Annotated in this window: 23 protein-coding genes; 14 read left to right on the forward strand and 9 right to left on the reverse strand. The window is 70.1% G+C overall.

Annotated features, from left to right (window positions below):
• Positions 1–12: 12 nt before the first annotated feature.
• Positions 13–2,652, reverse strand: a complete 2,640-nt coding sequence (locus DI276_RS02075) for a TIR domain-containing protein (protein ID WP_112261516.1) — start codon at positions 2,650–2,652, stop codon at positions 13–15.
• Positions 2,653–2,739: 87 nt separating this feature from the next.
• Here DI276_RS02075 and DI276_RS02080 point away from each other — a divergent pair, with 87 nt between their 5' ends.
• Positions 2,740–3,609 (forward strand): DUF4231 domain-containing protein, encoded by an 870-nt coding sequence (locus DI276_RS02080; RefSeq protein ID WP_112261517.1) that lies wholly within the window; start codon positions 2,740–2,742, stop codon positions 3,607–3,609.
• A 21-nt stretch (positions 3,610–3,630) separates the two neighbouring features.
• On the opposite strand, the gene DI276_RS02085 is transcribed toward DI276_RS02080, so the two are convergent.
• On the reverse strand, positions 3,631–4,017 hold the full coding sequence (locus DI276_RS02085; RefSeq protein WP_112261518.1) for a hypothetical protein: 387 nt from the start codon (positions 4,015–4,017) through the stop codon (positions 3,631–3,633).
• Between the two features lie 30 nt (positions 4,018–4,047).
• On the opposite strand from DI276_RS02085, the gene DI276_RS02090 reads away from it, so the two are divergent.
• The 7 genes from DI276_RS02090 (at position 4,048) to DI276_RS49685 (ending at position 10,012) form a co-directional block, all read left to right on the forward strand.
• The gene (locus DI276_RS02090; protein ID WP_112261519.1) at positions 4,048–4,593 is read left to right on the forward strand and encodes a helix-turn-helix domain-containing protein; all 546 of its coding nucleotides are present in this window, start codon (positions 4,048–4,050) and stop codon (positions 4,591–4,593) included.
• A 27-nt stretch (positions 4,594–4,620) separates the two neighbouring features.
• Positions 4,621–5,718: an NAD(P)/FAD-dependent oxidoreductase gene (locus DI276_RS02095; protein ID WP_112261741.1), complete on the forward strand. Its 1,098-nt coding sequence runs from the start codon at positions 4,621–4,623 to the stop codon at positions 5,716–5,718.
• A complete protein-coding gene (locus DI276_RS53225; protein ID WP_112261520.1) occupies positions 5,715–5,897 on the forward strand; it encodes a 2Fe-2S iron-sulfur cluster-binding protein in 183 nt (60 codons plus the stop codon). Before DI276_RS02095 ends, DI276_RS53225 begins: the two co-directional genes overlap by 4 nt.
• Entirely contained in the window at positions 5,894–7,084 is a 1,191-nt protein-coding gene (locus DI276_RS02105) for an NAD(P)/FAD-dependent oxidoreductase (RefSeq protein ID WP_112261521.1), read from the forward strand. Before DI276_RS53225 ends, DI276_RS02105 begins: the two co-directional genes overlap by 4 nt.
• Complete coding sequence (locus DI276_RS02110; RefSeq protein WP_112261522.1) at positions 7,081–7,974, forward strand: dihydrodipicolinate synthase family protein; 894 nt, start codon at positions 7,081–7,083, stop codon at positions 7,972–7,974. The genes DI276_RS02105 and DI276_RS02110 overlap by 4 nt, the downstream gene beginning before the upstream one ends.
• Entirely contained in the window at positions 7,971–8,963 is a 993-nt protein-coding gene (locus tag DI276_RS02115) for a proline racemase family protein (RefSeq protein ID WP_112261523.1), read from the forward strand. Before DI276_RS02110 ends, DI276_RS02115 begins: the two co-directional genes overlap by 4 nt.
• A gap of 182 nt (positions 8,964–9,145) precedes the next feature.
• Positions 9,146–10,012 carry a hypothetical protein gene (locus DI276_RS49685; RefSeq protein ID WP_157984467.1) on the forward strand — a complete coding sequence of 289 codons (867 nt, stop codon included), beginning with the start codon at positions 9,146–9,148 and terminating at the stop codon, positions 10,010–10,012.
• Here DI276_RS49685 and DI276_RS02125 read toward each other — a convergent pair.
• Positions 10,009–10,269, reverse strand: a complete 261-nt coding sequence (locus DI276_RS02125; RefSeq protein WP_112261524.1) for a sigma factor — start codon at positions 10,267–10,269, stop codon at positions 10,009–10,011. The genes DI276_RS49685 and DI276_RS02125 overlap by 4 nt on opposite strands.
• Before the next feature lie 129 nt (positions 10,270–10,398).
• On the opposite strand from DI276_RS02125, the gene DI276_RS02130 reads away from it, so the two are divergent.
• From DI276_RS02130 to DI276_RS02145, 4 genes are read left to right on the forward strand one after another with little or no spacing between them, the layout of a single operon-like run.
• On the forward strand, positions 10,399–11,130 hold the full coding sequence (locus tag DI276_RS02130; RefSeq protein ID WP_112261525.1) for a VOC family protein: 732 nt from the start codon (positions 10,399–10,401) through the stop codon (positions 11,128–11,130).
• A 39-nt stretch (positions 11,131–11,169) separates the two neighbouring features.
• A complete protein-coding gene (locus DI276_RS02135) occupies positions 11,170–13,614 on the forward strand; it encodes an ABC transporter permease (RefSeq protein ID WP_157984468.1) in 2,445 nt (814 codons plus the stop codon).
• Entirely contained in the window at positions 13,611–14,210 is a 600-nt protein-coding gene (locus tag DI276_RS02140) for an ABC transporter ATP-binding protein (RefSeq protein ID WP_112261527.1), read from the forward strand. Before DI276_RS02135 ends, DI276_RS02140 begins: the two co-directional genes overlap by 4 nt.
• The gene (locus DI276_RS02145; RefSeq protein ID WP_112261742.1) at positions 14,210–14,806 is read left to right on the forward strand and encodes an ATP-binding cassette domain-containing protein; all 597 of its coding nucleotides are present in this window, start codon (positions 14,210–14,212) and stop codon (positions 14,804–14,806) included. Before DI276_RS02140 ends, DI276_RS02145 begins: the two co-directional genes overlap by 1 nt.
• Here the strand turns inward: DI276_RS02145 and DI276_RS51800 are convergent.
• The gene (locus DI276_RS51800) at positions 14,733–15,188 is read right to left on the reverse strand and encodes a winged helix-turn-helix transcriptional regulator (RefSeq protein WP_232836389.1); all 456 of its coding nucleotides are present in this window, start codon (positions 15,186–15,188) and stop codon (positions 14,733–14,735) included. The two genes, DI276_RS02145 and DI276_RS51800, sit on opposite strands and share 74 nt — an antisense overlap.
• Positions 15,189–15,216: 28 nt before the next feature.
• On the opposite strand from DI276_RS51800, the gene DI276_RS02155 reads away from it, so the two are divergent.
• A complete protein-coding gene (locus DI276_RS02155; RefSeq protein WP_112261743.1) occupies positions 15,217–15,759 on the forward strand; it encodes a hypothetical protein in 543 nt (180 codons plus the stop codon).
• Positions 15,760–15,762: 3 nt separating this feature from the next.
• Here DI276_RS02155 and DI276_RS02160 read toward each other — a convergent pair whose 3' ends face one another.
• The gene (locus DI276_RS02160; RefSeq protein WP_045313945.1) at positions 15,763–16,209 is read right to left on the reverse strand and encodes an Lrp/AsnC family transcriptional regulator; all 447 of its coding nucleotides are present in this window, start codon (positions 16,207–16,209) and stop codon (positions 15,763–15,765) included.
• Positions 16,206–17,327: a M24 family metallopeptidase gene (locus DI276_RS02165; protein WP_112261528.1), complete on the reverse strand. Its 1,122-nt coding sequence runs from the start codon at positions 17,325–17,327 to the stop codon at positions 16,206–16,208. Before DI276_RS02165 ends, DI276_RS02160 begins: the two co-directional genes overlap by 4 nt.
• 190 nt (positions 17,328–17,517) lie before the next feature.
• Between DI276_RS02165 and DI276_RS02170 the strand changes: the two genes are divergently transcribed.
• Positions 17,518–18,462, forward strand: a complete 945-nt coding sequence (locus DI276_RS02170) for a 5'-3' exonuclease (RefSeq protein WP_112261529.1) — start codon at positions 17,518–17,520, stop codon at positions 18,460–18,462.
• Here DI276_RS02170 and DI276_RS02175 read toward each other — a convergent pair.
• From DI276_RS02175 to DI276_RS02185, 3 genes are all read right to left on the reverse strand, one after another.
• The gene (locus DI276_RS02175) at positions 18,459–19,628 is read right to left on the reverse strand and encodes a GNAT family N-acetyltransferase (protein ID WP_157984469.1); all 1,170 of its coding nucleotides are present in this window, start codon (positions 19,626–19,628) and stop codon (positions 18,459–18,461) included. The two genes, DI276_RS02170 and DI276_RS02175, sit on opposite strands and share 4 nt — an antisense overlap.
• A gap of 59 nt (positions 19,629–19,687) precedes the next feature.
• Positions 19,688–20,371, reverse strand: a complete 684-nt coding sequence (locus tag DI276_RS02180) for a DUF4333 domain-containing protein (RefSeq protein ID WP_112261531.1) — start codon at positions 20,369–20,371, stop codon at positions 19,688–19,690.
• A 96-nt stretch (positions 20,372–20,467) separates the two neighbouring features.
• Positions 20,468–23,206 carry a DEAD/DEAH box helicase gene (locus tag DI276_RS02185; protein WP_112261532.1) on the reverse strand — a complete coding sequence of 913 codons (2,739 nt, stop codon included), beginning with the start codon at positions 23,204–23,206 and terminating at the stop codon, positions 20,468–20,470.
• Between the last annotated feature and the right edge of the window lie 683 nt (positions 23,207–23,889).

The following is a 23,889-nucleotide window of genomic DNA, read 5'->3' on the forward strand; positions in this document are numbered from 1 at the left end:
GGGGAGCTCCCTTCACGCACACGGTGGGTCGTAAGGGATGTCTGGAAGGTACTGCCGCCACTCGGTTTCCGGAATCCGCGGCGAGTCCGCGCACAGCCGCGCCAGCAACTGCGGCACGTCGATGCTCCAGATGGTCGTGCGAGTGCCGTCCGCACCGCCGAGCAACGTGCCGTCCGGGCTGAACGCGATGGACGCGTCGTCGAACGTGTGTCCCGACGTCAGCTGCGACACCCCCAACGGACGGGACGGGTCGGTGACGTCCCAGAGAGCCACCTCGCCCGCCGCGCCCGCACTGGCCAGCGTCCGGCCGTCGGGGTGCATCGCGAGGTTGTGCACCCGGCCGAGATGCAGGCTGACGGACGTGACCCGGCTGCCGTCGACGTTCCACACGCTGATCACGCCGCTGTGGTGTCCGGCGACCACGTGATCGGGTCCCGGCCCGAACAACACCGAGACCACCGGGTCGTCCTTCGTGTCCATCGTGCGGGCCGGCCGCGGCCCGGCCGGGTCGCCGATGTCCCACAGCTGCACGGATTGCCCGTTGGCACCGACGGTCACCGCGCTGCGGCTGTCCTGGCTGAACGCGATGCCCTGCGCCGCCGCTCCAGCGGTGTCCGGCAACTTCGAGGCTTGGACGGCGTGGTCGCCCTGACGCGTCCAGAGCGTCACGCCGTCGATGTCCTTCGCGCCGATCAGCCGGCCGTCCGGGCTGAACACCACGCGGTACGTGCCCTTTTCCTGTTTCACCGCAGGCGGATCGGCACTGGCCGGGTCCATCAGCACGATCGGCAGCCCCGCCGCGAGTCTGGTGCCGTCGGGGCTGAACGCGATGGGCTGGCCGACGACGTTGAACGTCCGGAGCGTGCGGACGGTGCGCGGGTTGGCGGCGTCGCTCAGGTCGTAGAGCGTCGTGGGTCTGCCGGTGGCGAGCAGCCGGTTCACACCGAACGCCAGCTCGTTGCCACCCGCTGGCACCACCGACACGGCGGCCGAGCGCGCCCCGGCGAGCACCTGCCACAGCCGCACGACGTCCTGCTGGGGCGATCCGTCGACGGCAGCCGACGCCAGCACCCGGGAGTCCGCCCGGAACGCGAGCGCCTGAACACCGCCGATGTGTCCCGGCAGCGACGGGCCCGCGCGCGGCTGGACCAGGTCGGTGACGTCCCAGAGGTCGACTCCGCCGGTGATGTCGCCGACCGCGAGCATCGAGGCGTCCTGCGCGAACGCCAGCGCCTGCACGTGCAGGTCGGCGCCCGTGAGCACGCTGTAGAGCTCCAGGTTGGTGGCGTTCCACAGCTGCACCGTCTGGTCGGCCGTGGTCACCGCGAGCACCGATCCCCTGGGGGCGAACCGCATCGTCGAGACGGCCTCGCCGCGCGCGGTCAGCGTTCCGCGCAGCTTCCCCGAGACGTCCCACAGCTCGATCGTCGATCCGCCGACGGCAACGGCGATGGTGTTGCCGTCGGCACTGATCGCGGTGTCACCGGGCCGTCCGATGCGCACGATCTCTTTGGGCGCCAATGGTTCGGTGAGATCCAGCAAGGTCGAGCCGGCGGCGACCACCGGTTTGCCGGGCGCGAACGCCAGCGAGTCGGCACCGGACGGCCGCACGTGCTGTTTCGCCGGCGCGGCGATGTCGACGATGATCGTGGTGTGCTCGGTCCCCGCCACGACGTGCTTGCCGTCCGGGTGGAACGCCACGTCCCGGATCTGCGCTCCCAGCGGGATGCGTTTCCATTCGGTCGTCCCCTCGTAGACCACGAGATCGTTGTCCCGCGCCGCCACGAACGTCTCGCCGCTCGGCGCGAACGCCAGCGCGCGGACTGTGCCGCCGGTCGGCACCACCCGCGGGATCGAGGGGCTTTCCATCAACGCCCCGAGCACTTCCGCCGTCGGCGACATCCGGTACGCCTGGGCGAGCAGCTGACGTGCGATGTTCGGCCGTGAGTCGCGAATGGCCGCAGCTTGCGCCACCAGCTGGCGTGACGTGGCGACGAGCGTCTGCTGCTGTGCCCGGTCGCTCTGCTGCTCCGAGCGGACCGCGAAGATCACGGCGGCGACCAGCAGCACAGTCAGCACGGAGATCGTGGCGACCACGGTTCGCTTGGTGCGGCGGCGTTCCCGGATGTGGTGCCCGATCAGCTCGGACTTCTCGATGCCGTCGAGCGGTGCCACGACGTCGGCCAGCACCGACTCCCAGCCGGGGTCGCGCGGGTCGTGCCGGACGCCGCGCAGGTCGACGCAGCGCGGTTCGGGGATGTCGTGCAACGCCTGCGGCAACGCGTTCGTGCGCTCCTGGTCCAGCACACCGTTGTCCCACACCGCTTCGCCGTCCGTGAGCAGGACGAAGAGGCTGCGCCGATCGCGGTTCTCCAGCCACCACGCCACTTCCTCGGCGACCCAGCGCGACCGCGCGGAGGCCGGCGAGGCGAGCAGCAGGAAGTTCTCCGCGCTCGAGAGCCCGTCCAGAATCGCCTGCGTGAGATCGGATTCAGCCGCCAGCACGGAGTTGTCGAGGAACACCCGCCGCGCCCGCGGCCGGTACCAGGGCTTCGCGAACTTCTCGATGCCCTCCTGCAGCAACGGACCCAGCTCGTGGTCCGTGGCGTGGCTGTACGAGATGAACGCCGCGAAGGCCTTCTCGTCGGCCATGACCCCTCTCCGCTCAACGGGTGAACACCATTACATCGTCCTGCCAGCGGCCTCCGTTAGGGCCCGAAGCGTGATAACACAGGGCACATGATCGAGGCGGACTTCCCCAGCGTCTTCCACGACGCGGACGAGATCGCCGTGCGCGGCCAGCGGCAGACCCTGCGGCTGAGCAAGGTGCGGCTGGTCAGCGCCGTGATCGCGGCCGTCGGCGGCGCGCTGAGCTGGAAGGTCGGGATGCTCGACCTGTGGGCGCTGGTCGCGCTGGTGGGGTTCCTCGCCGCGTTGTTCGCGGAGATCATGCTGTGGACGCAACGGCCGGAGCGCGACTGGACCGCCGGCCGCGCGATCGCCGAGGACACCAAGTCGCTGGCGTGGCGTTATTCGGTGGGCGGCAACCCGTTCCCGATGACGATGCCGGTCACGGAGGCCAGGAAGCTGTTCCAGCGCCGGATCAACGAGGTCGTCGCGCGCGACGGCGCCGGACTGTCGTTCCGCAACGCCAGCGAGCTCGCCACCCCGCGCATGACGGCGTTGCGCGGCAAGCCGCTGGAGGAGCGCAGGAAGGCTTATCTCGCGGACCGCATCGGCGACCAGCAGCGCTGGTACTCGCTCAGCGCGGAAAAGCACCGGGTGCGCGCGAACCGCCTGCGAGCGCTGCTCGTCGTGGGCGAGCTGGTGGCGATCGTGCTGGCGGCCGGCCGCGGCTTCGGCCGGTGGGACGTCGACATCTCCGGGGTCATGGCGGCGATCGTGGCCGGTGGCGCCGCGTGGCTCGGCCTGCGCCAGTACGAGAAGCTCCGCCTGACCTACTCCATCGCCGCCAACGGCCTCGCGGTACTGGGCGACCGGCTCGTGGACGTGCCGGAGGAGGAGTGGGCGATCGCGGTGACGGACGCGGAGGAGTCGTTCAAGCGCGAGAACGCGGCGTGGCTGGCGTCGCAGCCGAGCGCCGCCTGACCGCGTTCTCGCTTTGCTCGTTCAGGCGAGGGCGTCGACGATCTTGGTGACCATCTCCTTCTCGGTCGCGGCCACCTCGCCGTCCGCCCCGGCCACCGAGCGGACCATCTCCGTCACCGCGCCGCGGAAGATCGGGACCTCGCGCGAGTCGTGCGCGTCGATGATCTGGACGGCGTCCTTGAGGGCGGCGAGGACGCCTGCCTCCACATCGGACGCCGACCCCTTGGGCAGCTGGGGCGGGGCGGCGGCGATGACGGCGCGCAGGTCGTCCGGGAGCAGGGACATGGCCCTGATGCCGGCGTAGCTCTCCTCGTCGACCGAGCCGGGGTCCGCCGTGGACACCAGCACCATGGCACCGAAAACGGCCGTGCGAAGGGTCTGCCCCTCCGCCTCCGTGTACGCAGTCATGAGCGCAAGCCTATGCAACGATCAGTGCTTATGAGTGCGGGTCAGGTGCTCGGCGCCAACATCAAGGCGATCCGGGAGCAGCGCGGGTTGTCACTGTCGGAGCTCGCGCGGCGGTCGTCCATCGCCAAGGGCACGCTGTCCCAGCTGGAGAGCGGCACGGGCAACCCGACGATCGAGACAGTGTTCAGTTTGTCGAACGCTTTGGATGTGCCGGTGTCGGAGCTGGTGACCGAGCGGACGCCGCCGGACGTCGTGCTGGTGCGCGCTCGCGACGTCGAGGTGCTCAGTTCCAACGCCGTCGACCTGCGGCTGATGCGGCGGATGGACATCGGCGACACCGTCCTCGAGATCTACGACCAGCGCGTCCGGCCGGGTGCCGTCCAGACCAGCGAAGGTCATCCCGGCAAGGAACACGTGCTGGTCACGAGCGGCCGGCTGCGGGTGGGGCCGACCGAGGGGCCGTACGAGCTGGGGCCGGGCGACTACGTGTGCTTCCCCGGCGCGACCCCACACCTGTACGAGACACTCGAAGGTGAGGTCAGCTCGGTACTGGTGCTGGAGTATCCGAAGCACTAACGTTCATTCTAATGAACGGAGGTGGCGATGCACCCGGACGTCGTGGTCGTGGGCGCGGGCATCATCGGGGCCGCGTGCGCCCAGGCTCTCTCCGCGCGCGGGCTCGACGTCGTCGTCATCGACCGCAGCGGACCGGCGTCGGGCACCAGCGCCGCCGGTGAGGGCAACGTCCTGGTCAGCGACAAGGAGCCGGGCCCGGAACTGGACCTCGCTCGTGCCAGCCGGGACCTGTGGCCCGCTCTGGCTCTCGACGCCGAGTTGGCCAGAGATGTCGAGTGGGAGGAGAAGGGCGGCCTGGTCGTCGCGACCACTCCGGACGCCTCCGCGCCGTTGCGGGCCTTCGCAGCCAAGCAACGTGCGGCCGGCATCGACGCGTGCGAGATCACCGCCGAGGAGGCGCTGGCCCACGAGCCGCACCTCAACCCGGAGATCACCGCGGCGGTCCACTACCTCCAGGACGCGCAGCTCAACCCGGTCAAGGCGACTGTCGCCCTGCTGCGCGGCATCAGGTTCATCGCCGCCGAGGTGTCCACAACGGACGGCCGTTCGGTCACCACGTCCGACGGTGTGATCAGCTGTGGCGCCGTCGTCAACGCCACCGGCCCGTGGGCGCGCAACTTCGGCGTCAACGTGCTCCCCCGGCGCGGCGTCGTGCTGGTCACGACCCCGATCCCCGGCACGATCCGGCACAAGGTCTACGACGCGGACTACGTCGGCGCGGTCGCGAGCGGCGACGCCGACCTGCAGACCTCCGGGGTCGTCGAGTCGACCCAGGCGGGCACCGTGCTGATCGGCTCCAGCCGGCAGCGCAAGGGCTTCGACGACGCGATCGAGAGCAAGGTGCTGAAAGCGTTGGCACTCAAGGCAATCGCGCTCTTCCCGATGCTGGCGGGCGTCCCGGTCATGCGCGCGTACGGCGGCTTCCGCCCGTACGCGCCGGATCACCTGCCGATCATCGGTCCCGACCCGCGCGTGCCAGGCCTCTGGCACGCCACCGGCCACGAGGGCGCGGGCGTCGGCCTGGCCCCGGCCACCGGGCGGTTGCTCGCCGACCTGCTCACCGGCGGCACCCCGCTCGTCGATCCGCATCCGTTCCGCGTCGACCGCCAGGGGGTGATGGTGTGAAGGTGACCTTCAACGGGCTGCCGCACGAGGTCGCGCACGTCGCGGAACTGTTGCCGGGGCGGTACTTCTGCGGCATCGGGGTGTGCTTCGGGTGCGTCGCGGAGATCAACGGCGTGCCCGAGGTCCGCGCGTGCCGCCACCAGCTGCGGGACGGCGACGTAATCAGGACGAAACCATGAGGGTTGTAGTGGTGGGGGCGGGACCGGCCGGGATGGCTGCCGCGCGGACGGCCGCCGACGCGGGCGCCGAGGTCGTGATGGTCGACGCGGAGCCAGACGCTGGCGGGCAGTTCCTGCGCGGACGGGCCAGGTTCAGCCACCCCGGTGTCACGCACCTGAAGAACGCGGAAGCCTGGCTCGTCGAAAACCGGACACTCCACTTGCGCGGTCCGCAACAGGTGCACTTCGACGCCCTGGTCATCGCCACCGGCGCCTACGACCGCCCCCTCCCCTTCCCCGGCTGGGACGGCCCCGGCGTCATCACCGCAGGTGCCGCCCAAGCCCTCGCCAAACAAGGCGTCACCCTCGCCGAACGCGTCATCGTCGCCGGCACCGGCCCGTTCCTCCTCCCGGTGGCCACCGCCCTGAAAGACCTGGGCGCCACCCTGGTCGGCGTCTACGAGGCCTCCTCCCCCACCAGGTGGCTCCGCGAGCCCAAGGCCGTCCTGGCCAACCGCCACAAGATCGCCGAACTCGCCCGGTACCGCAACGTCCTGACCCACCTGGAAACCCGCACCGCGGTCATCGCCAAACACGGCAGCCGGGTCACCGTCGCCAAGCTCGACCGCAACTGGCGCCCGATCAGCCACCGCACCGAGCACGCCGACCTCGTCTGCATCGGCCACGGCTTCCTCCCCCGCACCGACCTCGTGCCGAACGCCAAGCGCACCAACGACTTCCTGGACGTCGACGAACGCCAGCAGACTTCGATCGCGAACATCTACGCGGCCGGCGAGGTCACCGGCATCGGCGGCGCGGACCTGGCCGAAGCCGAAGGCGTCATCGCCGGAGCCGCTGCGGCACAACAGGAACCGCCGCCACAAGCACTCGCGGCCGTCCGCAAGGGCCGCCTGTTCGCCCAGGCCCTGGCCAGAGTGCACGCCGTCCAACCGGGCTGGCGAACGTGGCTCAACCCCGACACCACCGTGTGCCGCTGCGAGAGAGTCAGCCTCGCCGACCTGACCGAGGCCACCACCATGCGCGAGCTCAAGCTCACCAGCCGGGTCGCGCTGGGCCGCTGCCAGGGCCGCATCTGCGCCCGCAACGCCGCCGAGCTCACCGGTGTCCCGTTCGACGGCCAGCGCCGCGTCATCGCGGTCCCGATCCCCCTCGGCGAACTCGCCCGACTCCCGGAGGAAGACTCATGACCGAACGCCTCGACGGCGTCATCGTCGCCACCGCACTCCCGTACGCCGAGGACCCCAAGGCACCCGCCGGCCTCCGCCCCGACCTGGACAAGCTCGCCGAGCACTGCCAGTGGGTCGTCGAGAACGGCTGCCGCGGCGTGGGCCCCAACGGTTCGCTCGGCGAGTACTCGTCGCTCACCGACGCGGAACGCCGCGAGGTCGCCCAGACCGCGATCGCCGCCGTGAAGGGGCGCGGTATCGCCGTCATCGGCGTGCACGGCGTCGGCGCACACCAGGCCCGCCACTGGGCCGAACTCGCGGCCGAGGACGGCGCGGACGGCGTGCTGTGCCTGCCCCCGACGATGTACCGGGCCAACCGGACCGAGGTCGTGCACCACTTCCGCGAGGTCGCCAAGGCCGGGCTGCCGATCATGGTCTACAACAACCCGATCGACACCAAGGTCGACCTGACCCCGGAGCTGATCGCGGAGCTGGGCCAGATCGAGCACGTCGTGGCGGTGAAGGAGTTCTCCGGCGACGTCCGCAGGGTCCTGGAGATCAAGGCCGCCGCCCCGCACCTCACCGTCGTGGCCGGCGCCGACGACGTGGTGCTGGAGAGCCTCCTGATGGGTGCCACCGGCTGGTTCGCGGGCTACCCCAACGTGTTCCCGGCCGAGTGCACCGAACTGTTCGAGCTGGCGCTGCAGGGCAAGCTCGACGAGGCCCGCACGATGTACGAACGCCTCGTGCCCGCGTTCCGCTGGGACTCGCGCACCGAGTTCGTCCAGGCGATCAAGCACTCGATGGACTTCGTCGGCCGCTACGGCGGTCCGTGCAGGCCTCCGCGCGGACCGCTGAGCCCGGAACAGCGCGCCCAGGTCGACGCCGACATGAAGCTGGCCACCTCATGAGGTTCGCCAAGTACTTCAGCGCGGTCGACTCGCACACCGAGGGCATGCCGACGCGGGTGATCACCGGCGGCGTCGGCGTGATCCCCGGCGAGACCATGGCCGACAAGCGCCTCGACTTCATCAAGAACCACGACCACATCCGGCGGCTGCTGGTCAACGAACCGCGCGGCCACGCGGCGATGAGCGGTGCGATCCTGCAGCCGCCAACGCGCCCGGACGCGGACTGGGGCGTGCTCTACATCGAGGTGTCCGGCTGTCTGCCGATGTGCGGCCACGGCACCATCGGCGTGGCCACGGTCCTGGTCGAGACCGGCATGGTCGAGGTGACCGAGCCCGTCACGACCGTCCGGCTCGACACCCCGGCCGGGCTGGTGCTCGCCGACTACGACACGCGCACGAAGCTCGTGACGATCCGCAACGTCCCGGCGTACGCCCACGAACTGGACGCGGTCGTCGACGTGCCGGGACTCGGCGAGGTCCGCTACGACATGGCGTACGGCGGCAACTTCTACGCCATCCTGCCGCTCGACCAGCTCGGCATCCCGTTCGACCGAACCGAGAAGGACCGGATCCTCGCCGCCGGACTGTCCATCATGGACCAGATCAACGCGGTGAACCGCCCGGTGCACCCGGTCGACTCGGCGATCGGCGGCTGCAAGCACGTCCAGTTCACCGCGCCCGGCCAGGACGGCGCGCACTCGCGCAACGCGATGGCGATCCACCCCGGCTGGTTCGACCGTTCACCGTGCGGCACTGGCACTTGCGCGCGCATGGCGCAGTTGCACGCACGCGGCGAGCTCGGAATCGGTGCAGACTTCGTCAACGAGTCGTTCATCGGCACGAGGTTCATCGGCCGGTTGCTGGAAGAGGTTCCGCTCGGCGACCGAACGGCCGTCGTGCCCACAGTGGCCGGTCGCGCGTGGATCACCGGGATGGGCCAGTACCTCCTCGACGCCACCGATCCGTTCCCGGAAGGGTTCTCGCTTTAGTGCCGTGACCGCCGGCCTTTGCCCCGTCTTTCGCCGTTCAGACGGGTGCATCCCGGTGCCGTCCCCGCGCCCTCGTACTGGTTGTACAGGGGCGCGGGGACGGTGCCGGGAGGCGCCCTGCTGAGCGCCGGAAGACGCGGCGAAGGTCGGCGGTCACGGCACTTATCGTTACGCTCAGTGCCGTGACGACTTCGCCAAGTCTGGAAGCGCTGCTGCGCATCGGACCGTTCCACTCGGCGCTGCGCGCGGCGATCCGCCGGCGCGGCCTCACCCTGGAACGGCTCCGGCTACGCCTCGCGCAACAGGACGTGGCCGTGGCGCTGTCGACGTTGAGCGACTGGCAGCAGGGCCGCGTGCGCCCGATCTCGCCGAAGTCGCTGCGGGCCGTGTCGGTGCTGGAGGAACTGCTGGAGGTGCCGTCCCGCTCGCTGCTCACGTTGCTGGAGCAGACCGGCCCGAACGGCTGGCCGGACGTCGTGCCCGGCATGATGCCCGGCTTCAACACCAACGACCTGGAGGTCGTCTCCCGCCACGACAGGGTCTTCGTCGACGCCGACCGGCACGCGTCGCGCATCCACGTGAGCATGGTCGCCCGCGCACGCCAGGACGGCGTCGACAGGTTCTACGCGCACTACTTCGGCGACGACTCGGTGCGGACCTCGGACGTCGTGCAGGAGCCCGTGCGCAACTGCCGCGTCGGCCGGTCCGCGCGCAACGAGGCCGAGCACGTGACGGTCGACGAGCTGCTGTTCGACCGGAAGCTGAAGGCGGGCGAGACGTGGGTGTTCGAGTTCGTCATCCACGACCCGACCCAGCTCGACAGCTTCGAGTACGCGCAGGGCGTGCGGTGCTTCCTCGCGCAGAGCCTGATCGAGGTGCACTTCGACCCGGCGGCGCTGCCCAGCGACCCGCACGTCTACCTGCAGGACTGGGAGGAGAACGAGCCGCACCGGATCATCGACCTGGAGCTGGACCACACCAACTCGGTGCACCACTTCGAGACGAACGTGTCGGTGAACTGGGTCGGCATCCGCTGGCGCTGGGACTAGGCGAACTGTGCCGCGCGCCGCGGGAGCGAAACGGGAACGCCCCCTCGTTTCGGCCTGCCCGCCATGCCGAGCAACCACGCCCGCACCGCCATCTTGCCGGCCGGCAGGTCGTCCGCCTTGCGCCACGCGCGCACGAGCACGTCGTGCACGACATCCTCGGCTTTGGCTCCATGCACCCGTATCGCATAGGCCAGCAAGGCCGCGCCGTGCGTCTCCCACAGCGAGCTGATCAGGGCTTCGTCGCGACCGGTGGACATGACACCAAAAGGTAAAGGTTGTTTCCTGTTGAGGGAACCTCACCTGCGCCCGGCGACCGGTCAACTGCGGCGAGCGGATGAGCGGTCGGACCGATAGCTTGCGAACACACTTCGGGAAGGGGATTCCTCTTGCTCACCACCGACTTCGTGCCGGGAGCCCCGAACTGGATCGATCTGGGCAGCCCGGATGTCGTTGCCAGCGCGGAGTTCTACGGCCGCGTGCTCGGCTGGACGCACGTGCCGCTGGGACCGGAAGCCGGTGGCTACGGGTTCTTCCGGCACGAGGAGCGAACGGTCGCGGCGGTCGGGCCGCTGTCCGAACCCGCCGCACGCTCGGCGTGGACGATCTACTTCGCCGCACCGGACGCAGACGCCACGGCCCGCGCAACAGCCCAAGCAGGCGGGGAGGTCCGCCTGGAACCGTTCGACGTCTTCACGAGCGGGCGGATGGCGCAACTGACGGATCCGCAAGGCGCGGAGTTCGCCGTGTGGCAGGCAGGTGATCTGCTCGGGGTGGACGCCGTGTCGTCCGAGGGTGCGCTGACGTGGATCGAACTCCACTCCCCCGATGACGCCTCCTTCTACCGCGCGGTGTTCTCGTGGGACGCCGTCACGTTTCCTGGCGCGCCGGGCGAGTTCGTCCGACCGGCCGGCACGGGAGAAGGCCGCCTGTTCGGTGCTGTCGTCCCGGACCAGGACGCCTACTGGTTGCCGTACTTCGAGGTCGCCGATCCCGATCACGCCGCAGGTGCGTCCGAGGTGCTCGTCGAGCCCTATGACCTGGACGGCGTGGGCCGGATCGCCGTGCTCGTTGATCCATTCGGAGCCCGGTTCGGCGTCATGCGATCTGTTACCTCGTAAAGACTCCCCAAACCGGGAAACGCCAGCTAGCGTGCGCTGGTGCAGTTGCCGTGGAGAGCCGCGCCCAGGGCAGCGCTGTCGAGTCCGCTCACGTTGCTGGTGAGCATCGCCACGACGTTGCTGCTGGGCTTCGTGGTGGCCGCGGCCGTGCTGCACTCGTCCTCCGCCGGCAGCGCGGCGCTCGCGTACCAGCAGGACCGAATGTGCCCGCAGTCCGTGCATCCGTCGCTGGACGGGGAGCGTCTGCCGCTCACCTCCGCCGTCGCGATGTCGTCGCAGAGCCCCATGAGCGCGGTCTACACCCGGATCGGGCGCCCTGACTTCAACGGGCTCGCGAGCTGGGGCCGGTTCGGGTATCGCCCGGAAGCGTTGGCGCACCTGAAGGTCGTCGAAGGCGGCGGCACCGGGTTGTGGGTGCCGCAGACGATCGCCACAGCCGCGAAGGTGCGCGTCGGTGATCGGCTGACCGGGTCGTCGCTGGTGGTCAGTGCGATCTACGCCGACCTGGCGCATCCCGTGTCCGGGTGGTGGTGTTCCGAGGCGAAGACCGTCGTGCCGAACCCGTTGGGCGGTGACGGTGCGAGCACCTCGGTGATCTGGGTTCCTCAAACAGCAGATCTCGCCGAGCTGCCACCGGAGTTCGCGTCCGCAGCCTCGGTGTCGCTGCGTTTCCCGACCGAGCCGGTGGAGACGCTCGCCGAAGCGGAAGCCTTGCGGGACAAAGGCAACGCACTCCTGGCATCGTTGAACCTACCGCTGACCCGGACGGACCTCCTGTCCTCGGCGATCACGGCGGCGCGCACCTCAGAGCGGAACGTGTCGTCCGCGTTGCTGCCGTTGGTTCTCATCAGCGTGTTGGTGGGACTCGCGGGCGTCGGCACGGTGACCGTGCAATGGGCTCAGCGCAGGCACTCCGAGTTGCGGCTGCTGTGGGTGCGCGGAGCGGGTCCGCTCGCGTTGGGATTCCGGGGTGTGCTGGAGCTCGGGTTGCCGTTGGTCGTGGGCGGCTTGCTCGGACTGTTGGCTGCTCGACTGCTGCTGCCGCTCTACGCACCTGGGGCAACGCTTGCCCCCGGGACGCTCTGGGTGGCGCTGGGCTTCGTGCTGGCCGTCGTGGTCGCGTCGTTGGCGGTGACCGTGCTGGTGGCGTCCTGGCGGACACATCGGACGTTCCAGCGGCGGGCGCGGTCGTGGCGGCTGGCCGTGGTGCCGTGGGAGCTGGCCGTCGCCGGACTCGCGGTGCTGGCCTGGGTTCGGTTGTCCCGCAACGGCTTGGGCCCGGCGTTGAAGACCGGCGAACTGCCGCGGATCGACGTGGCCGCGTTGACGTTCCCGTTGCTGGTGGTACTCACGGCGGCGTTGCTGGCCACGAGGCTGTTGCGGTGGTCGCTGGGGTGGTCGCATCGCGTGCAGTGGTGGCAGGTTCCGGCCGCACAGCTGGCTCTGCGTCGGCTGGGCGCGGCCGTGGGGCCCGTGACCGGCGTGTTGTTGGTGGGCGTGCTCGCGGTGGGGACCATCGCGGTAGGCAGCGCGGTGGCCGGTGCTCAGCGGTCGGCGTTGGACTCGAAGTCCGGCGTGTTCGTGGGCGCCAACAGCACGGTGCAGGTGCCGCAGGACATCGCTCTCGGACGCGTGGCGCTGCCGTCGTCGTTGCAGGGCACCACAACGCTCGTGGGTGTGAGCACGGGTGCGTTGGTGGTGGACCCCGTCACGTTCACCGACGCGGCGGTCGTGGACGACCCGGCCGCGGTGCGCTCGCTGCTGTCCTCGCTGCGCCGGACCGGTGAGGTCGCTCCGGCGGTGCGCATCGGGCGGTCGGCGAACCAGGAGATCCAGATTCCCGGTCTGCCGCTGGTGAAACCGGTGGCATCGCTGCCGACGTTCCCCAAGCTGGGCACGCGCGGCTATGTGGTCGCGAAGGACTCGGTGCCTGCCGTCGAACAGGTGGGTTCGTGGCACCTGTGGTCGTCGTTGCCGTTGTCGAAGCTCACTTCGTCGTTGCAGGCGGCGGGGATCCACTACACGAACGTCGCTGATCGAGCTCGGGTGCTGGACGGACTGCCGTTCCTGACCGTGGAGTGGACGTTCGGCTTCGTGGCCGCGATCGGCTTCGTGCTGGCCGTGGTGGCCGCGGTGGCGTTGTTGTTGGCCATCGAGGTGCGCCGCCGCCAGAACGCCGTCTCCGGTGCGTTGTCGACCCGCATGGGCATGCGGCCGTCGGTGCTGTGGTCCAGCCATCTGCTCGAGGTGGGCGCACTGGCGTTGCTGGCAGTGGCGATCGGTGCGGTGACGTCGTTCGTGAGCACCGGGTTCGCGGTGCCGCGGCTGGATCCCGCGCCGTGGCTCAACCCGGCGCCGGTGCTGCCGGACCTGACCTCGTTGCTGGGCTCGATGGTGCTGTGCGGGCTCGTGGTCGTCGTCGTGGCGGCTTGGCTTGCGTTGCGCGGCGTGCGCACCGCACGGATGGGAGAGCTGCTCAGGTGATCCGCACTTGTGGCGTCGGGGTGTCCTACGGTTCGGTGCGCGCCGTCGAGGGCGTGTCGCTGACGATCGCACCCGGCCTCACCGTGCTGTCCGGCCCTTCCGGCTCGGGCAAGTCGACGCTGCTGCGAGTGCTGTCCCTGGTCGAACGGCCGTCCGTCGGCGAGGTGTTCGTGCACGACCGGCCGACGTCCGCGTTGTCATGGGCCGAGCTGCGGTCGTTGCGACGCAAGGAGATCGCGGTCGTCTTCCAGAACCCGGCGGACAACCTGATCTCGCACCTGACCGTGGGTGAGAACCTGCGCGCGGCTGGGGCCACGGATCTTGCGCTGCTCGACCGGCTGGGACTGGGTGGCTCTGCCACCTGGCGGATCGGAGCCTTGTCCGGCGGGCAGCAGCAGCGGTTGGCGTTCGGATGTGCGTTGGCGCGTGGTGCTTCTGTTGTCGTGGCGGACGAACCGACCTCGCAGCTGGACGTCCGGTCCGCTGACCTCGTGCTGGAGACGCTGGTCTCGTTGCCGGTGCCGGCGGTGGTGGCGTCGCATGATCCGCGGCTGGTCTCGTTGGCGGACCTGTGCATTCCGCTGGTGGCGAGGTGATCCGGGCCGCTGGGGTGCATCGGGCGTTCGGCGGGGTGGCCGTGCTGCGCGGGGTGGACCTGGCGGTGTCCGCCGGGGAGCTGGTGACGCTGAGCGGACCGTCCGGCTCGGGCAAGACCGCGTTGCTGTCCTTGTTGTGCGGCTTCGACTTCCCGGACCGCGGCTCGGTGTCGCCAGGGATGGCCTCGTGGTCCGAGTGCGCGGTGTTGCCGCAGTCGTTGGGGCTGGCGACCGAGCTGACGCTGCAAGAGAACGTCGCGCTGCCGTTGCGGCTGGCCGGGCGCGCGGTGTCCGGGGTCTCGAAGTTGTTGGCAGAGCTGGGGATCGGCGAGTTGGGGGCTCGGTATCCCGCGCAGGTTTCGTTCGGTCAGCAGCAACGGGCTGCGCTCGCCAGGGCCGTGGTGGCTCAGCCGGCCGCGTTGCTGGCCGACGAACCGACCGCGCACCTGGACGCGGAGTCGGCGGTGGCCGCGGTGGGCGTGCTGCGACGGGTTGCCGATGAGGGTGCGGCGGTGCTGATCGCTACGCACCACGACGCTGTGCACGCGGTTGCCGATCGAGTACTGGTGCTGGCCGACGGGCAAGTTCAGGGCTGACCGGCTGAGCACAGCTCATCGTCTCGTCGAACTCACTGCGCTGCCGGTGGGCTTCGCCCCACACCCGGACGCTCTCCACCACGGGCAGAACCGTGGTGCCGTAAGGCGTGAGCCGGTAGATCACGGGCGCCGGCACCGGTCCGGTCTCCACGCGCTCGACGAGCCCGTCAGCCTCCAGCTCGCGCAGCTGCTCGGCCAGCACCTTGGGCGTGATCGGCGCGGCCCGGCGGCGCAGTCCGGCGAAGTGCGACTCGCCGTGCGCCAGCCAGTACACCAGCGTCAGCTTCCACTTCCCGCCGATCGCCGCGAACGCCGCCGCCATCGGGCAGCCGGGCAACGGGTTGGGGCGCGCCAGGTTACCTGCAGGTGCCTTCTTGTTCATGGTCGTGCTCCCGTCCGAGAGTCGAATCATGAACATACGCATTCTGCTGGCGTTCGCGTCGGTGCTCACGCTGACCGCCTCGGTGCCGGCGCTGGCCGGGTCCGCGGACGGCCAGCGCGACTTCGACTGGGAGCTCGGCACCTGGCACACCGACGTCCAGGTGCTCGCCGAACCGTTGTCGGAGACCGAAGACCAGTGGCTCCGGTTCCAGGGCACGTCCGTCGTGCGCCCGCTGCTGGACCGGCGGGCGAACGTCGTCGAGCTGAAGGTCGCCGGGACGACCGGGCGGATCGAGGGGCTCAACTTCCGCCTCTACGAACCGCAGGCGCAGCGCTGGAGCCTGACCTTCGCCAACATCCGCAACGGGTTGCTCACCCCGTCGGTGTACGGCGGGTTCCGCGACGGCGCCGGCGAGTTCTACGGCGACGACCAGCTCGACGGCCGCCCGATCAAGGTGCGCTTCCTCATCCGCAGGCAGGGCGCCGACCGGGCGACGTTCGAGCAGGCGTTCTCAGCGGACGGCGGCACGTCCTGGGAGACCAACTGGATCGCCGTGGACCGCCGTCGCTGAGACTCAGACCGACGGCGGCCGGTCCTCGTACGGCGTCGACAGCACGACCGTCGTCCGCGTGGAGACGTTGGCCGACTCCCGGATCTTCTGCAGCAGCTCCTCCAACGCCGTCGGCGACGCCACCCGCACCCGCAGGACGTAGGAGGCGTCGCCCGCCACCGAGTAGCACGCCTCGATCTCCGACAGGTGCTCGAGGCGTTTCGGGTAGTCGTCCGGCTCGGCGGGGTTGATCGGGAACAGCGAGATGAACGCCGACATCGGCAGCCCGATCTCGGCACCGTCCAGCCGCGCGGCGTACCCCTTCACGATGCCGCGCTGCTCCAGCCGCTTCACCCGCTGGTGGACCGCTGACACGGACAGGCCGACCCGCTCGGCCAGGTCGGTGAAGCTGCACCGGCCGTCCGAGGCGAGTTCCTTCAGGATCGCTCGGTCGATCTGCTCGAGGGTCAAAGCACCACCAGCTCGTGAGGTCGGTTGTTGAAGGACTCGACGCCGGTCTCGGTGGCCACGACGATGTCCTCGATGCGCGCGCCCCAGCGGCCGGGCAGGTAGATGCCGGGCTCGACGCTGAACGCCATGCCTGCTTCGAGTGGCAACGCGTTGCCACTGACGATGTAGGGCTCCTCGTGCACGTCGAGGCCGATGCCGTGGCCGGTGCGGTGCACGAAGAACTCGCCGAAGCCGGCGTCCGCGATGATCGTGCGGGCGACGTTGTCGATCTCCTCGCACGTCCTGCCCGGCTTCACCGCCTCGACGGCGGCCTTCTGCGCGGCCTGCAGGACGGCGTAGGTGTCCCAGACGTCGTCGTGCTTCGGCTCGCCCATCACGTAGTTGCGGGTCGAGTCGGAGTTGTAGCCCTCGGCGACCGGGCCGCCGATGTCGATGACGACGACGTCGCCCGCCTCGATCACGCGGTCGGAGTCGCGGTGGTGCGGCGAGGCGCCGTTCGGCCCGGAGCCGACGATCACGAACTCGGCGACGGTGTGGCCTTCCTCGACGATCGCCTGCGCGATGTCCTTCGCCACGTCCTTCTCCGTGCGGCCGACGCGCAGGAACTCGCCCATGCGGGCGTGCACCCGGTCGATCGCCTGGCCGGCCTTGCGCAGCGCGGCGATCTCGCTCGTGTCCTTGCGCATGCGCAGCTCGCGGATGATCGGCCCGGCGAGGGACTGCGCGCCGCCGATCGCGTTGCCGAGCTTGATGGTGTGCAGGGCGGGCATCATGTCGGCCACGGCCGTCCTGTCGCCCTTGAGCGCGGCCTTGACCAGCGCGTACGGGTCCTCGCCGTCGACCCACGTGACGACCTCGACGCCCAGCTCGTCGGTGGGGATCGCCGCGTAGCCCGGCTGCTCCAGCTTCGGCACGACCAGCGTCGGTGTGCCGCCCACAGGCAGCGCGAGGCAGGTGAGGCGCTCGAAGGAGTCGCCACCGGCACCGATCAGGTACCGCAGGTCCGAGCCGGGCGAGATGAGGAGGGCGTCGACGCCCGCCTGCTCGGCGGCCGCGGTGGCGCGGTCAAGCCGCGCACGCAGCGCGGACACGTCGATGGGCCCGGTGATCGTTGCCATGCTCGAAAGCCTAATGCGTCGACCGCAATGCTTGCCGGGCGCATTCGGCACTCAGTGGGGCACTTCGCGGCACCGGCCCGCGCCCCATATGCCCGATGTGCGCGCGGGGCCGGCACCGCGATGCGCCCGCCTGAGCGCGGAATGCGCCCGACAAGCGTTGGCGGTCAGCGCACTAGTAGCTTGTCCACTCGTGAGCTCTCCCCTGGTGCTGCTCGACTCCGCGAGCCTCTACTTCCGGTCGTACTACGCGCTGCCGGACTCGATGACCGCGCCCGACGGCACGCCGGTGAACGCCGTGCGCGGGTTCGTCGACACGATCGCCCGCGTCATCACCGACCGCGGCGCCGGCCGCCTGGTCGCGTGCCTCGACGCCGACTGGCGCCCCGAGTTCCGGGTGAAGGCGCTGCCGTCCTACAAGGCGCACCGGGTCGCCGAGGAAGCCGCTGACGGCTCCGAGGAGGTCCCGGACACCCTCACGCCGCAGATCCCGATCATCCTCGACGTCCTCGACGCGGCCGGCATCTGCACCGGCGAGGCGACGGGCTACGAGGCGGACGACGTGATCGGCGCGCTCGCCCACCACGAGACCCGCTCGCCCGTCGAGGTGGTCACCGGCGACCGCGACATGTTCCAGGTCGTGCGCTTCGAGCCCACGCCCGTGCACGTCCTGTACGTGGGCCGCGGCTGGAACAAGGTCGAGATCCTCGGGCCGGAGGAGCTGGCGGTGAAGTACTCGCTGCCGGTCGAGAACGCCGGTTCCGCCTACGCCGACATGGCCGTGCTGCGCGGCGACCCCTCCGACGGCCTGCCGGGCGTCGCGGGCATCGGCGAGAAGACGGCGGCGAAGCTCATCACCGAGTTCGGCTCGCTGGATGCGCTTTTGAAGGCCGTCAGCGACCCGATGGACCGCAAGCTCACCACCAAGGCCCGCAACTCGCTCATCGCGGCCGAGGAGTACCTGGCGGCCGCGCCCACGGTCGTGCGCACCGCCCTGGACGCGCCGGTCGTGCTCGACCGGTCCGACGAGGTGCCGCGCGTGCCCGCCGACCCCGAGCGGCTGCGCGAGCTCACGCAGCGCTGGGGCCTCGGCAGTTCGGTGCCGCGCCTGGTCAACGCGATGGAGCGGCGTCCCTAGAAGAACGTCCCGCAGATCGGTTTCCGCGGCACCGCGAACAACGCGTCGGCGTCGGCCAGGCGGGTCCCCTCGATCCGCTTGGCCGCCGCGAGCTGCGAGAACGTGGTGTCGCCGAAGTAGGTGGCGGCGAGCAGGCCGACCGGAATCGTGAGGTCGGCCGGCGCGTCCACGCGTTCGGCACCGTCCGGCGAGACCCGGTAGCGGCCGTTGTTCGCGGGCAACAGCCTGTCCTGGACCTCGATGACGACCGGGTCGGCCACGCCGTACGTGCGGGCTTGCAGCATGCGCGGCACGTCCACCAGCCGCAGCCAGATCTCGTCGAACACGTCCTTGGTGTAGACGACGCGCGGGTCCTCGAACAGCCACGACACCGGGTCGTCGAGCGCCACGTCGACCTCGATGTGGTCGATCAGGTCGAGCCGCGCCGCGTAGATCCACAGGTCGCGCCAGGCGTCGTCGTTCGCCGCCACCAAGTCCTGAATGGACATCCGGTGCTCGAAGTCCTTCTCCTCAGCCACTTTGTAGGTGAGGAAACCGTCATCGCCGTCCGGTCCACTGTGGACGACGGTGACCGAGTTCTCCGCGTCGCTCTTCCGGTCACGCGCCCGCGCCCACCAGCCCGCCCACCGGCCGATCTGCCCCGGCCGCGTCAGCCCGACGGCCTCGTGCAGCTCCGGCAGCAGCTTGTCGGCGGTGTCCTGGTCGATCATGCGCACCCGGCCGGCCATCTCACCGGGGATCACGGCCCGCTTGGCGTTGATCTCCACTGTGCGCCACCGCCCGGCCAGTCCGTAACCGAACCGGCCGTAGATGCGCCCCTCGGAGGCACGCAGCGTCGCGACCGGATCAGGCAACTTCTCGAGTTGCTCGCGCATCAGTGCGGTCAGCACGCCACGGCGCGTGTAGTCAGCACGCACGCCCACGCGCGAGACAGCCGAATGCGGCACCATGGCCCCACCGGGCACCACGAGAGAGGAGGCGTACGACTGCGTCGTCCCGATCATCTCGTCGCCGTCGAACGCCGCGAGCACGCGATCGGGCTCGTACGAGGGGAGGACGACCTGCCATTGCTCGTCGTCCGGAATCCGCATGTGCATGGCGCGGCGGAAAACCGACGTGTGGGTGCGGAACTGCGCTTCGTCGCTGAGCAGGCGGATCTCGGTCACGCCCGCGATCGTGTCTCAGCACGATCGCAGGCGCACCTCAGTTTCCGCGCGTCGCGGGATCAGCCAGTCGGCTGGCCGACCTCGTACTCGCCGTCCTCGGTCTTGACGACGATCTTGACCTTCTTGTCCTTGCCGCCGACCTGGACCTTGCACTCGAACGAGGTGTTGGGCTTGACCTCGTTCTCACCGGTGCAGGTCGCGCTGCCGACGTCGGAGATCTTGTACTCGTCCTTCAGGATCTGGACGATGCCGGTCTGCACGGCGGCGTTGTCGAAGATCTTCTTCTTGAACCCGGCCGGCGACACGAAGCCCCAGAACAGCACGCCGCCGACGAGCAGCACGACGATGACCGCGGCGACCCAGATGGCCGCGCTGGACTTCTTCTTCGGCGGGACCGGCGGGCCGTAGCCCGGCTGCTGCCCGTACGGGTTGGGCTGCTGGCCGGGGTACTGCTGCGTCTGCTGGCCGTACGGGTCGCCCTGCACGGGCGTGCCGTACGGGTTCGACTGCGGCTGCTGCGGCACGCCGTACTGCTGGGTCTGCTGCTGCGACGGATCGAAACCGGGGTACGGCTGCTGCTGGCCCGGCTGGGGCTGCGGCTGGCCGTACGGGTTCTGAGCCGGGAAGCCGCCGGACGGCGTCCCGGGAGGGAAACCGCCACCGTAGGGCTGCTGCGGCTGCTGCGGCTGGCCCCAGGGCTGCTGCGGATCGTTCCCTCCGGACGGTCCGTACGGGCTGCTCATCTGTCGACCTCCGTGTGTACGACGTTGCGGCGAAATCCAATCACACCGTTGACGTCAGTCTTTACTCCGACTCGCAAAACCTTTGTCAGGCACATGTCACATCATTGCGACAACGCCGTGCCGCAACGCGTCGACGGCCTTCGCCGCGGCCGCTCCGACCGGGTCCTCCCGGCCGACCACGTCGCGGATCTGGTCCAGCAGGTCGATGACCTGGCGGCACCAGCGCACGAAGTCGCCGGCCCCGAGCTCGTTGCCACCGGCCTCGGCCGCGCTGAGCACCTTCTCCAGCGACTCGCCGCGCGCCCAGCGGTACACCGGCCACGCGAAACCGGGGTCGGGCTGGCGCGTGATGCGCTCCAGCTTGTGGCGGCGCTCGTCGTCCTCGATCTCCGCCCACAGCCGCACGGTCTTGAGCATCGCGTCCGACACCGCGCCCTGCGGCAGCCGCGCCTCGACCGGACCGTCCCGGCGCGCCTCGTAGACCAGCGACGACACGACGGCCGCGAGCTCCTCCGGCTTGAGGCCCTTCCACACGCCGTGGCGCAGGCACTCGGCGGCGAGCAGGTCCGACTCACTGTAGAGCCTGGTCAGCCGCTTGCCGGCCTGGGTCACCTCGTCGGACTCGCTGAGGTAGCCGCGCTCGCGCAGCAACGCCCGGATGCGGTCGAACTGGCGGGCCAGCGAGTGCGTGGTCGCGGCGACCTTGCGCTCCAGCTGCTCGGTCTCGGCCAGCAGCCGGTGGTACCGCTCACCCCACCGCGCGTGGTCTTCGCGCTGGTCACAGCCGTGACACGGGTGCACGCGCAGGGCACGACGCAGCGTCGCGAGCTCGGGGTCGTCGTCCGCCGTGGTCCTCTTGCGGCCGCGCGACGGCACGGCGATGCCGGTGTTGCGGATGGTCGCCGCCAGGTCGCGCCGCGACTTGGGCGACCGCACGTCCACCTGCCGCGGCAGCCGGATGTGGCCGAGCACCTCGACCGGCGCCGGGAAGTCCGCCGACGTCAGCCGGCCCGACCAGCGGTCCTCGGTGACGACCAGCGGCCGCGCCTCGCCCAGCGGCTCGATGCCGGGGTCGATGACGACCGCGAGCCCGCTGCGCCGCCCGGACGGCACCGCGATCACGTCACCCTTGCGCAGCGTCTCGAGCGACTTGGCCGTCTCGATGCGCCGCGCGTTGGTGTTCTGCTTGGCGAGCTGCTTCTCCCGGTCCGCGACCCGCCTGCGCAGGCCGGCGTACTCCGCGAAGTCGCCCAGGTGGCACGTCATCGACTCGGCGTAGCCCGCGAGCGCGTCCTTGTTGCGCTCGATCCGCCGCGCCAGCCCGACCACCGAGCGGTCCGCCTGGAACTGCGCGAACGACTGCTCCAGGATCTCGCGCGCGGCACTCGCGCCCAGCTGGTGCACGAGGTTGACGGCCATGTTGTAGCCGGGCCGGAAGCTCGACCGCAGCGGGTACGTGCGCGTGGACGCGAGCCCACCGACCGCCTTGGGGTCGATCCCGGGCTGCCAGACGACGACCGCGTGCCCCTCGACGTCGATGCCCCTCCTGCCCGCACGACCGGTGAGCTGCGTGTACTCACCCGGCGTGAGGTCGACGTGCGCCTCGCCGTTGTACTTGACGAGCTTCTCGAGCACGACCGTCCGCGCGGGCATGTTGATGCCCAGTGCGAGCGTCTCGGTCGCGAACACGACCTTGACCAGCCCGCGCACGAACAGCTCCTCGACCGTCTCCTTGAACGCGGGCAGCAACCCGGCGTGGTGCGACGCGATGCCCCGCTCCAACGCCTCCCGCCACTCCCAGAAGCCGAGCACGGTGAGGTCGGCCTCTGGCAGGTCGCGCGTCTTCTCATCGATGATCCGGCGAACCTGGTCGGTCTCCTCCGGCGTGTTCAGCCGGAGCCCGGCCCGCGCGGTCTGCGCGACCGCCGCGTCACAGCCGGCCCTGGAGAACACGAACACGATCGCCGGCAGCAAGCTCGCGTTGTCGAGCCGCTGAATCATGTCGATCCGGCTAGGCGGCTTGAACCCGCTGTTGCGCGTGGGCCGGCCGCTGTTGCCGCGGTTGCGGTTCCGGTTGAACGGCACGTGGTACCGCGCGAGCTCCTCGGTCTTGCGCAACACCTGCGCGTTGATCCGAGCGTGCGTCTCGTCGCCCTCGAACAGGTCCAGCATCTGGTTGCCCACCAGCATGTGCTGCCACAACGGCACGGGCCGGTGCTCGTCGACCACCACCGTCGTGTCGCCCCGCACCTCGACCAGCCACTCGCCGAACTCCTCGGCGTTGCTGACCGTCGCGGACAGACCGACCACCTGCACGTGCTCCGGCAGGTGCAGGATGACCTCTTCCCACACCGGACCGCGGAACCTGTCCGCGAGGTAGTGCACCTCGTCCATGACGACGTACGCGAGTCCGTCCAGAGTGGACGACCCGGAGTACAGCATGTTCCGCAGCACCTCGGTGGTCATGACAACCACGGGCGCGCCACCGTTGACGCTCGTGTCGCCCGTCAGCAGACCGATGCTCTCCGCGCCGTAGCGGGCCGTGAGATCGGCGAACTTCTGGTTTGACAGAGCTTTGATCGGCGTCGTGTAGAAGCACTTGCGGCCCTCGCTGAGAGCCAGGTGCACGGCGAACTCGCCCACCACCGTCTTGCCGGCACCGGTGGGCGCACAGACGAGCACCCCGTGACCGTCCTCCAGGGCCTCGCAGGCCTGGCGCTGGAACGGGTCCAGCTCGAACGAGATGACGGAGCCGAAGTCGGTCAGCTTGGGCCGCTGGGCGTTGCGCCGGGAGTCGGCGTAGGCCTCGGCCGGGGACCGCGAAGCACGTGACACCCCTTCAGGCTTTCACATCGCACCGACAATCGCCGCTGACATTGATTAACTTCAGGGGGCACTGAAGGTATCGAGCTGGTTGTGGGGCGGGTTGGGGTTGGGTGGGTGGTGCGTTCGGTGGGCGTGCCTGGGGGCGTTGATGGGGGCGCCTTGCACTGATGGACCGTGTTGCGCTGGCGGGCCGTGTTGCGCTGGCGGGCCGCGTTGCGTTGATGGGCCGCGTTGCGCTGACGGGCCGCGTTGCGCTGACGGGCCGCGTTGCGCTGACGGGCCGCGTTGCGCTGACGGGCCGCGTTGCGCTGACGGGCCGCGTTGCGCTGACGGGTTCGCGGTCGGTTGTGCGCTAGCCGGCTTGCGGTGGTGTGCGCGCCGGCTGCGGGCGAGGTCGGCCTGCAGTGGCGGGTTCGGTTGGCACCGCGCGGGGTGGCTTGCTGTGGCTGGCGTCGGTTCCAGCGGAGCTGGTCACCAATGCGGTTGGGTCGCCTTGCGTTGGTGGGCGCGCGGGCTTACCGGACGGGCTTTGGTTGCGTCATCGCCGCTGCGCGACGATCGCGATTGGGGCTTGACTTCGGGGCCCTTTCGAGGCGCTGCGTCGAGCGGAAAAGGACGGATGCTTCGCAGCCGTCCGATCCGCGAAACGGTAGCACCTCGATCCCAAAGTCAAGCCCCAATCGCCAGCGTGC

It is taken from the genome of Lentzea terrae (assembly GCF_003265345.1).
In the GTDB taxonomy this organism is placed as follows: domain Bacteria; phylum Actinomycetota; class Actinomycetes; order Mycobacteriales; family Pseudonocardiaceae; genus Lentzea; species Lentzea terrae.

Bases quoted from the DNA above. Each gene is read 5' to 3' on its own strand.
- DI276_RS02075 (WP_112261516.1), bottom strand. From the start codon at position 2,652: ATGGCCGACGAGAAGGCCTTCGCGGCGTTCATCTCGTACAGCCACGCC.
- DI276_RS02080 (WP_112261517.1), top strand. From the start codon at position 2,740: ATGATCGAGGCGGACTTCCCCAGCGTCTTCCACGACGCGGACGAGATC.
- DI276_RS02085 (WP_112261518.1), bottom strand. From the start codon at position 4,017: ATGACTGCGTACACGGAGGCGGAGGGGCAGACCCTTCGCACGGCCGTT.
- DI276_RS02090 (WP_112261519.1), top strand. From the start codon at position 4,048: ATGAGTGCGGGTCAGGTGCTCGGCGCCAACATCAAGGCGATCCGGGAG.
- DI276_RS02095 (WP_112261741.1), top strand. From the start codon at position 4,621: ATGCACCCGGACGTCGTGGTCGTGGGCGCGGGCATCATCGGGGCCGCG.
- DI276_RS02105 (WP_112261521.1), top strand. From the start codon at position 5,894: ATGAGGGTTGTAGTGGTGGGGGCGGGACCGGCCGGGATGGCTGCCGCG.
- DI276_RS02110 (WP_112261522.1), top strand. From the start codon at position 7,081: ATGACCGAACGCCTCGACGGCGTCATCGTCGCCACCGCACTCCCGTAC.
- DI276_RS02115 (WP_112261523.1), top strand. From the start codon at position 7,971: ATGAGGTTCGCCAAGTACTTCAGCGCGGTCGACTCGCACACCGAGGGC.
- DI276_RS02125 (WP_112261524.1), bottom strand. From the start codon at position 10,269: ATGTCCACCGGTCGCGACGAAGCCCTGATCAGCTCGCTGTGGGAGACG.
- DI276_RS51800 (WP_232836389.1), bottom strand. From the start codon at position 15,188: ATGAACAAGAAGGCACCTGCAGGTAACCTGGCGCGCCCCAACCCGTTG.
- DI276_RS02155 (WP_112261743.1), top strand. From the start codon at position 15,217: ATGAACATACGCATTCTGCTGGCGTTCGCGTCGGTGCTCACGCTGACC.
- DI276_RS02165 (WP_112261528.1), bottom strand. From the start codon at position 17,327: ATGGCAACGATCACCGGGCCCATCGACGTGTCCGCGCTGCGTGCGCGG.
- DI276_RS02180 (WP_112261531.1), bottom strand. From the start codon at position 20,371: ATGAGCAGCCCGTACGGACCGTCCGGAGGGAACGATCCGCAGCAGCCC.